The sequence below is a fragment of the Sedimentisphaera cyanobacteriorum genome (assembly GCF_001997385.1).
Taxonomy (GTDB): domain Bacteria; phylum Planctomycetota; class Phycisphaerae; order Sedimentisphaerales; family Sedimentisphaeraceae; genus Sedimentisphaera; species Sedimentisphaera cyanobacteriorum.
In genome coordinates, this window is sequence record NZ_CP019633.1 from 2,835,831 (window position 1) to 2,849,436 (window position 13,606).

The 13,606-nt window shown below is 50.7% G+C and carries 9 protein-coding genes; all 9 read right to left on the reverse strand.

The annotated features are described in order from the left end of the window. Positions 1-34: 34 nt before the first annotated feature. The 9 genes from L21SP3_RS11265 to gltB all read right to left on the reverse strand — a co-directional run bounded on the left by L21SP3_RS11265 (position 35) and on the right by gltB (position 13,462). A complete protein-coding gene (locus L21SP3_RS11265) occupies positions 35-679 on the reverse strand; it encodes a hypothetical protein (RefSeq protein ID WP_077541577.1) in 645 nt (214 codons plus the stop codon). Between the two features lie 1,196 nt (positions 680-1,875). Then, positions 1,876-2,802: an RluA family pseudouridine synthase gene (locus L21SP3_RS11275; RefSeq protein ID WP_077541581.1), complete on the reverse strand. Its 927-nt coding sequence runs from the start codon at positions 2,800-2,802 to the stop codon at positions 1,876-1,878. Positions 2,803-2,854: 52 nt separating this feature from the next. Then, the gene (locus tag L21SP3_RS11280) at positions 2,855-3,070 is read right to left on the reverse strand and encodes a hypothetical protein (protein ID WP_077541583.1); all 216 of its coding nucleotides are present in this window, start codon (positions 3,068-3,070) and stop codon (positions 2,855-2,857) included. 188 nt (positions 3,071-3,258) lie between these two features. Next, complete coding sequence (locus L21SP3_RS11285) at positions 3,259-3,804, reverse strand: chromate transporter (RefSeq protein ID WP_077541584.1); 546 nt, start codon at positions 3,802-3,804, stop codon at positions 3,259-3,261. Then, positions 3,801-4,346, reverse strand: a complete 546-nt coding sequence (locus tag L21SP3_RS11290; RefSeq protein ID WP_227806774.1) for a chromate transporter — start codon at positions 4,344-4,346, stop codon at positions 3,801-3,803. The genes L21SP3_RS11285 and L21SP3_RS11290 overlap by 4 nt, the downstream gene beginning before the upstream one ends. Positions 4,347-4,356: 10 nt before the next feature. Then, the gene (gene abc-f / locus L21SP3_RS11295; protein WP_077541588.1) at positions 4,357-6,318 is read right to left on the reverse strand and encodes a ribosomal protection-like ABC-F family protein; all 1,962 of its coding nucleotides are present in this window, start codon (positions 6,316-6,318) and stop codon (positions 4,357-4,359) included. 13 nt (positions 6,319-6,331) lie between these two features. Further along, positions 6,332-7,381 carry a tRNA preQ1(34) S-adenosylmethionine ribosyltransferase-isomerase QueA gene (gene queA / locus L21SP3_RS11300; RefSeq protein ID WP_077541590.1) on the reverse strand — a complete coding sequence of 350 codons (1,050 nt, stop codon included), beginning with the start codon at positions 7,379-7,381 and terminating at the stop codon, positions 6,332-6,334. Positions 7,382-7,512: 131 nt separating this feature from the next. Next, positions 7,513-8,925: a glutamate synthase subunit beta gene (locus L21SP3_RS11305; RefSeq protein WP_077541592.1), complete on the reverse strand. Its 1,413-nt coding sequence runs from the start codon at positions 8,923-8,925 to the stop codon at positions 7,513-7,515. Beyond that, positions 8,918-13,462: a glutamate synthase large subunit gene (gene gltB, locus L21SP3_RS11310; RefSeq protein ID WP_077541594.1), complete on the reverse strand. Its 4,545-nt coding sequence runs from the start codon at positions 13,460-13,462 to the stop codon at positions 8,918-8,920. Before gltB ends, L21SP3_RS11305 begins: the two co-directional genes overlap by 8 nt. Between the last annotated feature and the right edge of the window lie 144 nt (positions 13,463-13,606).

Genomic DNA, 13,606 nt, shown 5'->3' on the forward strand with positions numbered 1-13,606 from the left:
ATGTCCATATATATTAACATATATCAACACTTAGTCAACTTGATTTTGACATCCCCGCCGCGAGCGTTTCGCCCGAATCGGTCGTGGTGAGCTCCTTCACGCAGCGGCCGAGGCCGGGCGAGTATGCGCGATTTGGCTCCTTTTGCGAAAAAAGCCATCGCCACACAGCGGAGCAGCTCTTAGCTGCCCGCCAAAATCCTAATGGAAAAAGCAGCGTGGGTGAGAAGCGTACGCCTTGCGGCGTTACGCTGTGCGTCCCAGCATCTTCGCAAATCCGGCTTATGTATGCTGGCGAGCCGGCCAAGCATACCACACTGCCCAGCGCGTCGGTGAGGGCGTATTCCACGCCGCCAGAAGCATCGCAAACCGAAATCAGCTCAGCGAAACCATTGCCGTAAACGTATTCATCCCCGGCGGCGAGCGTTTCGCCCGAATCGGTGGTGGTTAGCTCCTTCACGCAGCGGCCGAGCGGGTCGTACAGGCAGAACGTTTCCTCGCCGCCCGAGCTTCTCACAACCCTGCGCCCCAACGCATGGTATTTGTATTCGATCACTTGTCCTCCCGATTCAACTGAGACCAACGCACCTCCGGCAGAATATTCATACTTATTCCCGCCGTCATAAATCATATTGCCTGCATTATCATACTGGATTTCGGAATCGCTTTCAAGAGAATTCAACTCGGCGATTTCTGAAACGAGAGGGTTTTTAGCTGATTAGATTTTCAGCCACTGAGAAACGCTAAGAAGCACTAAGGGGATAATTTTAGACAGAATCTTTTTAGTTCCAGGCAATGATAAGGGGAAAGTTTTTCTCCTGCAGCTGCCGCTGCCTCTCCGCCTGCGGCGGACAGGCTCAATGTTAAACATCCCCCGTACTACAGCGGAGTCCGCCTGCGGCGGACCCGCTAGGCATTCTTTTAGAATAGATTTTTCGCTTAACGCCGGCTCTTCACGTTTCGCTATCCTAGCGGGTCCGCCACGGCGAACACCGCTGTACGACGCTGCTTTATTAAGCAGCGAACCGCTGGCTCAGTCCGTAAATGCTGCGGCCAGCCTATAGTAGATACTGGCTGTCCGCTTATTTCACTGCCTGCGGCGGGACGGAATAAGTGGGCAGCAAACAGAGCGGAAACGGAGGCGAGATTTTTTAGACGGGATTTATAGGAGTAACATGAAAAATATTTGGTACTGAAAAGTTGGATAGAAGTTTTTTCAGCCGCTGATCTGCTCTGATTTTTCACTAATATATTATATCTTCTCCGATAACTCCGCTAACTCTCCGCCTGCGGCGGACAGGCTCAATGTTTAACATTCCTTTTAAATCGGTGGTTAAATTATTCTTAATTGAGGCGGTCTTGCTCATCACCCGCCGGAGAGCTGCCCCGCAATTTGATATTCTCCGCCAATGCGGGGGCTGAAGTTTTTACACAGAGATATCGGAGGAAGCGGAGGGGAGTTTTTTTTAACAGGATTAACAGGATTGACAGGATAAATATTAAATAAGGAAAAGGCGGAGAGAAATCTTTTGGCGGGTAATTTGCTTGAACCGCGAAAGACGCGAAGGGCGCGAAGATTTTGTTATAAATTGTTTTATTGCAATCGCTTACATTCATAAAAACATCTGTGCCATCCGTGCCATCTGTGGATAAAAATTTTACTAAAAAAATATCCCCTTCGTGTGTTTCGCGGGCTTCGCGGTAAAAAAACATAAAATCTGTGGATAATAAACTTCGATTCGGAATAAACACGAGTCATCGTTTATGCGCTAAGGCCATCAATTAAAAACAAATTCTTATAGGGTGCTTCGCTATGATGTGAATTATATGATTCGGCTAAAACTGCGAAGTCAGCAGCATATAACTCAAGCAGATTATCTAAGCCCTCCGGCTCTCAAGGAAGGCCTGCATATCTCGAGGGATTTTTGCAGAGATCGCCCGTTTCTTCCCGCACGGAAGGATTAGCTCAAGTTTTTTGCTGTGCAGGGCGGTTCTTTTGAGTTCGGGGGACTCAAGAAGCCGGCCGCCGTAGAGCGGATCGTTTGCAAGCGGGCAGCCTATATGTTCAAGGTGAACGCGAATCTGATGCGTTCGGCCAGTGAATATCTCGATTTCGACAAGAGCAAAATCGCCCATCTGTTCAACAACTCTGTAAGCTGTTTTTGCGTCCCTTCCGTCCGGACGCACCGCCTGCTTGTGGATATTCTCATTTGGGTGGTCTCCGAGCGGGACGTCTATAATGCCCTCATCCTCAGCGAAATTCGAGCTTACAATCGCATTGTAAATCTTGTGCGTTGTTCGCTTTTGGAACTGCTCGCAAAGGAAGGCGTTTGCTCGGGCGTGCTTGCTGAAGACAACAGCTCCTGAGGTGTCCTTGTCGAGCCTGTGCACAACATCAGGCGAGAATCTCCCTGCGGCATAATGATAAAGCCCGTTGAGAAGCGTGCCGTTCGGGTTGCCCCTGCCCGGATGAACGATAGCGCCCGGGGCCTTGTTCACCGCTACCACATCCTCATCCTCATAAATGACCTCAAGCTCCATCGCCTCAGGTTCGATCTCTCGGGAGGGGAGGGTGAGCTTTATTAAATCGCCCGAACAGAGCTTGCGGGAGGGCTTGGCCTTTACGCCGTTCACGAGAATCTCCTGCTGACGGATTACCCGCTGCATCTTCTGCCGGCTGAGCTGCCCGAACCTGCTGCACAGGTAGCTGTCGAGACGCACGTCCTGCTTGCCTCCGCCGACTCTCATCTCAAGCTCTTCGCCGGGGATAAACGGGATCTGTCTTTCTGATTCTGCCTGTGCCAAAGTTAATAGTCTCTTCCGGGAATTATATAAAAGCCTTGCGGCGTGTGATAATCTAACCTATATACAGCTCCACAGCCTCATGCTTGCTTCCCCAATCACTCGGCAGATTTAAGTTGTTAAAATTTTCTGAATTAACCAAAACAATTGAGGAAGGATAATAATGCCCGTCTTTAGGCGATTCTTTGAAGTAAACAGCTCTCATTTGATTGTCGCTGAAAGAAGGCGCGTCATCCAGAATTTCTGCCAGCTGTTTTATTTTGTTTTCCATAATCAACCTCAATTAGAAAATGAATATTTGCCTGCAAAATATTAAACCATAACAATTTATGCTGTCAATGGATTTACTGCACTTGTATTCGCCCCCAGTTAACGCCCGCAATTTGACAAATCAATCAGCTCGGCAAGCCGAACAGCTCGGCGTTTTTGCTGCTTTGCCGATGGTTTTGAAAAAACAATTCACAGAAAAGCGATGCCTGCCAAGGCTCCGAGGAGAATGAAAATCGCAGGGTGGAGCTTTCGGAAGAATCTCAGCAGTGCAAACAGGGCGAAGAGGATTATGCAGCGGAAGTTTAGGATATCCCCGGATTGTGCTATTGGTCCGGCCAGCGCATTTGAAGCGATAAAGAAAACCGCTGCACCGATAAGCCCTATCACTGCCGGCCTTATTCGCTTCATTACTGCATTTACATATCTGTTGTCAGAATAGCTTGAGATTGAGCGTATAATTAGGATACTGATTATGTATGCAGGGGTTAAAAGTCCTGTCGATGCTATAACCGCTCCCGGGAACGAGCCCACGGTATAGCCGATGTATGAGGCTAAATTTATTCCTATAGGGCCGGGAGTGGATTGGGAAACAGCTATCATATCAACGAATTCGTGCTGGCTTATCCAGCCGCCTTCCACGAGAAAATCCTGAAGAATCGGCAGAGATGCAAGCCCGCCCCCGAAGGTGAAAAGCCCTGTTATGAAAAATATAGTATAAAGGTTCAGATAAATCATTCTCCGCCTTTCTGCCTTTCCCGCACTAACGCATAAAAGATAACCGCCGCCACAAACAGCACCGGCGAGATGATCTGCAGTGTTACAGCAGTAAAACCTATCGCGGCCAGCAGGCCGCCGGTATAATCCTTTATTGCTCTTCTGCCCATATTAACGAGCGTGTATATTATCATTACAGCAACAGCAATACGCACTCCTGCAAACGCCTTCTGCACGTATATATAGTCTTGAAAGCCCGATAGAAACGCAGCTATCAGCGAGATGATTATCACAGAAGGCCCAACTACGCCTATGCCTGCGAAGATTGTGCCGAGAACGCCTGCCTGACGGTATCCCACAAACGCCGCCACATTTATTGCGATAACGCCCGGGGTTGCCTGCCCGATTGCGTAGTAGTCGAGCATTTCCTCCTCGCTTACCCAGCCCCGCTTTCCAACTACCTCACGGCTGAGCATCGGCAGCATTGCATATCCCCCGCCCACAGTAAAGAGTCCCACACGGGCGAAAGAGATTAGAAGTTTGCCGAGTATATTCTTTTCCAAGGCATTCACCTTACCCTAATTTCCATTCATACGCCTTGTAAAGCAGTTCCAGCTCGCTCTCGGCGATGTTTACCTGCTCCTGAAGTTCGCCCATTTTTTTGTGATCTTTGTAGTATTCTTCAAGGCCGAATTTATCTTTGAGCTCTTCGATAAGGGATTCCTTTTCCATAATAAAATCCTCAATATCCTCCGGCCTGTACTTGTTAAACGGTTTGAGCTCTTCGGGCGCGGTTTTCCTTTCTTTGTGCCTTTTGTTTTTGCGTACAGGCGTTTGCGATTTGGTGGATTCTTCGCTGTATTTTTTCTTCAGGGCATCCTGCGCGCGTCTGGCAGCGGTGTTGTAATATTCGGTGTAGAGCTTTTCACCCGGCCCGAAGAATTCGTGCCTGCCCATCTGTTTTCTGCCGCATTCATCAACCCCAATCACCATCAGCAGGTCGCATATCTTATCGATGAAGTATCGGTCGTGGCTTACGAAAATTACCGTGCCTTCAAATTCCTGAAGGGCGGTTTCGAGGGCCTCCTTGCTGGCGATATCCAAGTGGTTTGTGGGCTCGTCGAGAACCAGCACATCCGGCCTTTCAAGCACCAGCCGGCAGAGCATAAGTCTGTTTCGCTCGCCTCCGGAGAGATTCTCAACCCTCTTGAAAACCTCGTCCCCGAAAAAGAGGAACGCCCCGAGAACATTTCTTGCCTGTTCGGGCTTGAGGTCTTTTCTCAGCCGGAGGATCTCATCGATTACGGATGATTCTGGCAAAAGCTCTTCTCCCTGCTGGTCTAAATAGCCCACATTCAGATTATTGCCGAATTTTATCTTGCCGGTATCCTGAGCGATTTTGCCCAGAGCAATCTTCAAAAGCGTACTCTTGCCCGTCCCGTTTGGGCCGGTTACTGCGAGGCTCTGGCCGAGAGTGAGGTCGAAATTGAGCTCTGAGAAGAGCTTTAGCTCTCCGTATGCCTTGCTCAGCGATCTGCACTTGAGCACGTTATGGCTGAAGTTTTTGATGTCTTCGAAGCTGAAGGAGAGCGTGCGGATTTTCTGCTGAGTTTCGAGAAAGTCCGGATTCTCCTCGAGAAGTCTTTCAAGGCGTTTGGCTCTGCCCCTCGCTACGCGCCTCATCCCCACATCGTTGCGGTTGCGCGCGATGAAGTCCATTTCCTTATCCACCATCTTTTGGCGTTTTTCCTGCTCGCGTTCTCGGCGGATTCTGTCGTTCTCTTTGCTTTCGAGGAACTGGGAATAATTGCCTTTCCATAATGTGGCCTTCATATTCTCAAGCTCAGCGATCTTCACTGCCACCTTATCGAGCAGGAATCTGTCGTGGCTTATGATCAGAGCGGCGCCGGGATAGTTTTTGAGGAAATTTTCGAGCCATTCGGTTGCTGCAAGGTCGAGGTGGTTGGTCGGCTCATCCAGAAGCAGAAGGTCGCTGCCAGTTATCAGCACTGAGGCAAGTCCGAGGCGGGAGAGCTGCCCGCCGCTGAGCTGACAAACCTTGTTCCCGTACAGTTCCTCGCCCAGACCTACGCCAGAGAGAATCATCTTAATCCTCGTGTCGATGTCGTATCCGCCGGCGAGTTCAAATTTCAGGCTGAGCTGTTCATATCTGGCCATAGCCTTCTCGAGCGATTGGCCGGATTTAGTTTCAAGCTCTGAGGCTGCCTGTTCCACCTGCTCTTCGAGCTCGTAGATGTGCGAGAGGTTTTCCTGCATTATATCTATTACGGTTTTTTCCTTCTCGAAGAAAGGCTCCTGAGGCAGATACCCTATAGAATAATCCTTTCGGCTGAGGATTTCGCCGCCGTCGGGGGTTTCCTTCCCGAGGATCATCTTGAAAAGCGTTGTTTTTCCTGTGCCGTTGTTGCCGATAAGACCGATTTTTTCCTTGCGGTATATCTTCATATCGAGCCCTGAAAAGAGCTTGTTTGTTCCGAATGATTTCTCTATGTTTTTAAGCTGCAGAAGCGGCATTTAACCTCTCGATTCAGTATATAAGCATCGCATCGCCGTAAGAGAAGAAGCGGTATCTTTTCTCTACGGCGTGTTTGTAGGCTGTCATAATCTTATCCATCCCCGCAAACGCCCCCACAAGCGCAAGCAGTGTGGAGCGGGGCAGATGGAAGTTTGTAATCATCGCATCAACTATATTAAATTTCACCCCGGGCACAATGAATAGCCTCGTTTCGCCCGAGCAGGCTTCGAGCTTTCCGCCTGCGGCAGCCGTCTCCAGCGTTCTAACGCTTGTAGTCCCCACGGCTATTATCCTGCCTCCGTTTTCTTTTGCGGCGTTTATCTTCTCAGCTGCATCTTTGCTTAGATTGTATTTCTCGCTGTGTATCTCGTGGTTGGAGAGCTCGCTCGCTGTAACGGGCTTAAACGTTCCTGCGCCCACATGAAGCGTAACCCTTGAAGTATGAACGCCTTTCTTTTCGAGAGAGCTGAGGATCTGTTCGGTGAAATGCAGGCCTGCTGTAGGCGCTGCAACAGCCCCTTCCTTTTTCGCAAAAACTGTCTGATAGCGTTTTCTGTCCATCTCGGGGTTCTCGCCCCCGCCCGGGCGGGATATATATGGCGGCAGGGGGGCGTATCCTATGTTATCGAGCACTTCCTCTGCAGGCCGGTCGGTTTCGGGCTCTATAAACCAGCTCCCGTCGCCCATTCTGTGGCAGGCAAGAGCCTTCATATACACCTCTTTATCCCTGTTCAAGAGCAGAATTTTCTCACCCGGCTTCACCTTCCTAGCGTTTCGAAGCATTATATGCCATGCATTTTCGCCTGCCTGCCCGAGATAAAGCCCTTCAAGCGAGGCTCCTGTCTCTCGTTTGGCAAAGAAGCGAGCCGAGAGAACCTTCGTGTCATTGAGTACGAGGCAGTCTCCTACGCGCAGATAATCGCCGATATCGCTGAAAAGCCTGTCATCGAGCGTCCCGTTTTGCTTATCCAAAACGAGAAGCCGAGAGCTGCTTCTTGCATCAGCAGGCTTTTGTGCGATCAGTTCTTCCGGCAGATAATATTCAAGGTCTTTTGTTTTCATTTGTATGCTTCCGAGAATTTAAAGAGCGGGTATTATAGTCTTGAGGGGCTGATTTATCCACCCCTTAAAGCAAAAACTCCCCAAAGCCTTTCAGCTCCGGGGAGTATGCGTGATATTTGCAGTTTTTAAGCTTAGTCTGCTCGAAGCTTCCTGTGAACGGCGTCTGCCATCAGCCGACCGGAATTTATCGCCTTCACAACAAGCGATGCGCCGGTTATGGTATCCCCTGAGGCGAATACGCTGTTCGAGCTGGTTTGGAAGTTATCCGTCTTTACGTTGCCCCGTTCGTCCAGCTCAAGCCCGAACTGATCCACGAGCCCGCTGTGGTCAACGTGCAGAAAACCCATCGCAAGCAGTATTAAATCAGCCTTCATTTCAAATTCTGATTTCTCTTCCATCTGCCATTTCCCGGCCTCGTCTTTCTTCCACTCAACGTTCGCGCACCGAAGGCCTGTAACTTTATGCCCGTCTCCGAGGATTTCCTTCGTGGCAACGCCCCACTTTCTCGAGCATCCTTCTTCCTGGCTTGTGGAGGTTCGCATAATCTGAGGCCAGAAAGGCCAAGGCTGATGCGCAGGCCTTGATTCAGACGGCTTGGGCAGGATCTCAAACTGATGAACTTCCTTTGCTCCATGGCGGTTTGACGTGCCCACGCAGTCGCTTCCGGTATCCCCGCCGCCGATCACTACGACCACTTTATCCTTCGCCGAAATAGCCTCTATTACAGGCTCCCCGCTGATAACCTTGTTCTGCTGGCTCAGCAGCTCCATAGCGAAGTGCACTCCGCCAAGCTGCCTTCCCGGAACTTTCAAATCACGAGGCACCCAGGCACCCATCGTAAGACACACTGCATCGTAATCCTTCTCAAGCTGTTCTGCTGTAATGTCTCTACCTGCATCAACGTTGGTTTTGATAATCACACCTTCTTCCAGAAGCTGATTTATCCTGCGGTCGATAACCCCTTTTTCGAGCTTGAAGTTTGGGATTCCGTATCGCAGCAGTCCGCCTAAAGCCGGCTCCTTCTCGAAAAGTGTTACGCTGTGCCCGGCTCTTGCAAGCTGCTGAGCGGCAGCGAGCCCCGCAGGCCCTGAGCCAACCACAGCAACCTTTCTGCCCGTTTTCTCTCGCGGAGGCAGAGGCCTTATCCAGCCCTTTTCAAAGCCGTGTTCAACAATCTGATACTCAATATGCCGTATCGTTACCGGGTCATCCCGAAGACCGATTGTGCAGGCTGCCTCGCACGGGGCGGGGCATACAAGCCCTGTAAACTCAGGAAAATTGTTCGTGCTGTGCAGCACTCGGCAGGCCTCTTTCCAGTTTCCCTTGTAAACGTAATCGTTGAATTCAGGGATCCTGTTGCCCAGAGGGCAGCCGCAGCCGTGGCAGAAAGGAACGCCGCAGTCCATACATCTGGCTGCCTGATTTTTGAGCTCATCCGGCGTAAGCGGAACCATAATTTGATTGTAGTCTTTAACGCGCTCTTCAGCAGGGCGGTGCCCTTCTTCTTTGCGCTTATACTGCATAAATCCAGTTGGATTACCCATTATACACCTCCTCAGTTGCAGGAGCGTTATCGTTTTGTCTTTGTTCACGTTCTCTGATTCTCTCGAGCGCCTTGCGGTAGTCCACAGGCATCACTTTCACAAACCTGCCCACCATATCGCGCCAAGATTTCAGAATCCACTCAGCCCTTTCCGAGCCGGTTTCCTCGTAATGCTTTGTGATCAGGTTGTAGAGCGTTTGCTTATCTTCCTGATGGTGCACAAATTCGATATCCACCATATCAAGGTTGCATCGGGTGTCGAAGAGCTGGGCTTCATCGAAAACGTATGCAATACCGCCGCTCATGCCCGCAGCGAAGTTGCAGCCTGTTTTCCCCAGCACTGCCACCATCCCGTTTGTCATATACTCGCATCCGTGATCGCCCACGCCTTCAACCACCGCGGTTGCACCGCTGTTTCTCACGCAGAACCTCTCGCCGGCAACGCCGTTGATAAACACTTCTCCGGCGGTAGCTCCGTAGAGCAGCGTATTGCCCGCTATTATATTCTCGTGCGGGATAAACGGCGAGCCTTCAGGCGTTTTAACGATAATCCTTCCGCCTGAGAGCCCTTTGCCGAGGTAGTCGTTTGCATCGCCTTCAAGCCTGAGCGTTATCCCCTTGGTTAAGAATGCCCCGAAGCTCTGTCCGCCCGAGCCGGAGATGTTGAAGGTTATGGTGTTGTCTTTTAAGCCTCCAAGCCCCCATTTCTTCACAACTCTATTACTGAGGATAGTTCCAAGCGTTCTGTTCTGCGTTACGGTTTTGCAGCTTTTAACCACAGGCTTGCCGGTTTCTATTGAATCCTTCACCATCTCAATCAGCTCCCAGTCGCTGTGGCCTTTGAGCTTGTCAGTCTGCCTTTTCGTGAGGCTTATGTCGGTGTTGAAAGGCTCTGCTTTGTAGAATATCTTCGATAGGTCCACACCCTTGGCCTTCCAGTGTTCGACGGCCTCGTTCATTTCAAGAAGGTCGCACCGTCCTATCACCTCTTCAAGGGTCTTTGCCCCGAGCTTTGCGAGAATCTGCCTTACCTCTTCTGCAGCAAACATCATATAGTTCACAAGATTCTCCGGCCTGCCTATAAAGCATTTTCTAAGCTCCGGGTCCTGCGTTGCTATTCCCGCAGGGCACGTTCCCAAATGGCATTTCCTCATAACAAGGCAGCCGAGGCTGACAAGCGCGCTGGTGCCGAAGCCGTACTGGTCTGCGCCGAGCATCGCTGCTATCACTACATCCCTTCCGGTTCGAAGCTGCCCGTCAGTCTGCACTCTTATCCGGTCTCTAAGCCCGTTCAAAACGAGGGTCTGCTGGGTTTCGGCTAATCCGAGCTCCCATGGAGCGCCTGCGTACTTTATCGACGAGAGCGGAGTTGCTCCGGACCCGCCGTCCCCGCCGCTGATAAGCACCTCGTCTGCATTGCCCTTTGCAACGCCCGCTGCTACTGTACCCACGCCCACTTCTGATACCAGCTTCACGGAGACCTTTGCTTCCGGGTTGCTGCATTTGAGGTCGTAGATGAGCTGGGCGAGGTCTTCGATTGAGTATATATCGTGGTGCGGAGGGGGCGATATCAGCGACACCCCGGGCATCGAATTACGAAGCTTGGCTATCTCCTCGGTTACTTTTTTGCCGGGCAGGTGTCCGCCTTCGCCCGGCTTTGCACCCTGAGCCATCTTGATTTGTATTTCTTTTGCATGGGCGAGGTAGTTTATCGTAACGCCGAACCGCCCGCTGGCAACCTGCTTAATCTTGCAGTTCTTATCGTCTCCGTTCTCATCGAGCTGGTATCGCTTTGGGTCTTCCCCGCCTTCGCCGGTGTTGCTCATTCCGCCTATTCTGTTCATCGCTATGGCGAGGCATTCATGCGCTTCTTTGCTTATAGACCCGTGGCTCATTGCTCCCGTGCAGAATCTGGCTGCGATTTTCTCCGCCGGCTCTACCTCGGATATATCAATCGGCTCAGCCTTCTTGAATTTAAAAAGCGAGCGAATTGTGCAGAGATTGCGGTCGTTCTCGTTTACTTCCTTTGCAAAATCTTCATAAGCTTCCTTGTCATTGCTCATTACTGCATGCTGAAGCCTTGTAATAGCTTTTGGAGTCCAGCCGTGTTTCTCATCCTGAAGGCGGTAGTGATAGTCTCCGCCAAATTCAATCTCCGGCTGGGACAGGTCTGGCTTAAAGGCCTTCCTGTGCTTTTCTATGGTTTCCCTGGCAATATGTTCCAGCCCCACACCTTCAATGCGTGAGTCTGTACCGCAGAAGTATTTATCCACCATCTCGCTGTTTAGCCCTACCGCTTCATAGAGCTGGGCAGACCTGTAGCTCCTTATCGTGGATATCCCCATCTTGCTCATTGTTTTGAGGATGCCTTTCTTAAAAGCGCTGATCAGGTTGTCCAGAAGCTGGCCTGTAGGGAGCTTCTCGGAGAATTCTCCCGTCCTGCTGAACATCCCTACAGCCTCAATCATAAGATACGGGTTCACAGCATCCGCTCCGTAAGCGCTGAGCAGACAGAAATGATTCACTTCACGCGGCTCGCCGCTTTCAAGAACAATTGCCGCCTGACCGCGGAGCTTCCGCTTGAGCATCCCGTGATGCGCAGCGCTTACCGCAAGCAGAGCAGGAATCGGGGCGAGGCTCTCGCTTACGCCCTTATCGCTTATTATGATAATCGAGGCATCCTCCTGCCTGATTGCGTTTTCTATATCGTCTATAAGCTTATCCAACGCTTCAGACAATGCTCTTCCCGGGTCTTCTGACTTCGCATCAAAAACTGCCTCCACAGTTGAGACAACAAAATCCTCTCTGCTCGCCTTTCGAAGCATATTCATATCATCGTTGGTAACCAGAGGGTGAGGCAGGCGAACCTGCTTGCAGTGTTTCGGGTCTTCGCTGAGCAGATTCCTCTTTCGCCCGATATACTGCATCGTTGACATTACCAGCCCCTCACGCATTGGATCGATCGGCGGGTTGGTAACCTGAGCGAATCTCTGCTTGAAGTATGTAAACAGGCTCTTGGGCATATCCGAGAGAAACGAAAGGGCGGCATCGTTGCCCATAGAACCCACCGGCTCCTGGCCGTTCAGCGCCATCGGCTCGATTACCATCTTGAATTCTTCCTTAGTATAGCCGAAGCATCGGAGCTGCTGATAGGTGTCTTCCGGGTTCACCTCGGCAATCCCCGAACAGGCACTGAAAAGCCCGCGGAGTTCGATTCTGTTGTTTGCGAGCCATCTGCCGTACGGGTGCGCTCTGGATATGTTGCTCTTTATTTCGTTGTCTGTGATTATCCTCTTTTCTTCTGTGTCAACCAGGAACATCTTTCCGGGCTGAAGCCTTCCCTTGGTGCGAATCTTTTCCGGAGCGAATTCAATCACCCCAACCTCGCTCGCCATTATCACGGTGTTCTCTTCGGTTACCACATACCTGCACGGACGGAGCCCGTTTCTGTCGAGAGTCCCGCCGAGAACTTTACCGTCTGTAAATAGAATTGCAGCAGGACCGTCCCACGGCTCCATAATTGAGGCGTGGTATTCGTAAAACGCCCGCTTGTACGTGCTCATGTGATACTGCAGCCCGAATGCCTCAGGCACCATCATCATAAGCGAATGAGGCAGAGACCTGCCCGTTCTGCCCAGAAGCTCGAGACAGTTGTCGAAGGTCGCAGAGTCGCTGGCGTCTTCCTCCAAAACAGGGAACAGGTCTTTGATGTCCTCCCCGTAGTATTCCGATTCCATCGCATACTCACGCGCCTTCATATTGTTCCGGTTTCCGTGGAGCGTGTTTATTTCGCCGTTGTGGCACATATACCGGAATGGCTGGGCGAGCGGCCAGCTCGGGAAGGTGTTGGTGCTGTATCTCTGATGAACCACAGCGATGGAAGTTTTCATCCGCTCATCGCTAAGCTCGGGGTAGTAGCTGAAGAGCTGATGAGCCATAAACATTCCCTTATAGCAGATCGTGCTGCACGAAAGACTGCATATATAGAAATCATTGCCTATATCCGCAAACCTGCTCTTTACAGAGTTCTCAGCTCTGCGTCTTGCAAGGTATAGCTTCCTTTCATACTCTTCACCAGAGTAATCGGCCTCGAGAAAAACCTGCATCACTTCAGGCTCTGCTGAAAGGGCGATATCTGCAAGTGAGTCCCTGCATACAGGAACATCCCTCCAGCCGGATATCTTTATACCGCAGGAATCAAGAGATTTCGAAAGTATCTCGCAGCATGCATTTCTCTTGGCTTCATCTTTAGGCAGAAAAATCATTCCAGCTGCGAATCTGGATTCTTCTGCAATATTGAAGCCTGCGATTTCCTTGAAAAAGCCATACGGAATCTGCATAAGAATACCTGCCCCGTCCCCTGTAACCTCATCTGCCGCTGCTGCGCCGCGGTGATGGAGATTAAGCAGAATCTTCTTGGCATACTCTACTATCTTATGCTCTCGCTGGCCGTCTATATTGGCCACAGCCCCAACGCCGCAGTTCTCGTGCTCATGCCGGGCGGAGTAAAGGCCTTGGTCTTCAGGAAAGTTGTTCATTCTGTCCCCCGAAAATAAAGGTTAAAAGCAATTGGGATTTACATGGTTCTTCAAACCATCCCATCAGCGCATACAATTCCCGTGCCACCTAACTAACCTTACGCTGGTTAATGCTTGCCAGTTTTTGAATAAATTCCATTCAAA

Bases quoted from the DNA above. Each gene is read 5' to 3' on its own strand.
- gltB (WP_077541594.1), bottom strand. From the start codon at position 13,462: ATGAACAACTTTCCTGAAGACCAAGGCCTTTACTCCGCCCGGCATGAG.
- L21SP3_RS11280 (WP_077541583.1), bottom strand. From the start codon at position 3,070: ATGGAAAACAAAATAAAACAGCTGGCAGAAATTCTGGATGACGCGCCT.
- abc-f (WP_077541588.1), bottom strand. From the start codon at position 6,318: ATGCCGCTTCTGCAGCTTAAAAACATAGAGAAATCATTCGGAACAAAC.
- L21SP3_RS11305 (WP_077541592.1), bottom strand. From the start codon at position 8,925: ATGGGTAATCCAACTGGATTTATGCAGTATAAGCGCAAAGAAGAAGGG.
- L21SP3_RS11285 (WP_077541584.1), bottom strand. From the start codon at position 3,804: ATGATTTATCTGAACCTTTATACTATATTTTTCATAACAGGGCTTTTC.
- queA (WP_077541590.1), bottom strand. From the start codon at position 7,381: ATGAAAACAAAAGACCTTGAATATTATCTGCCGGAAGAACTGATCGCA.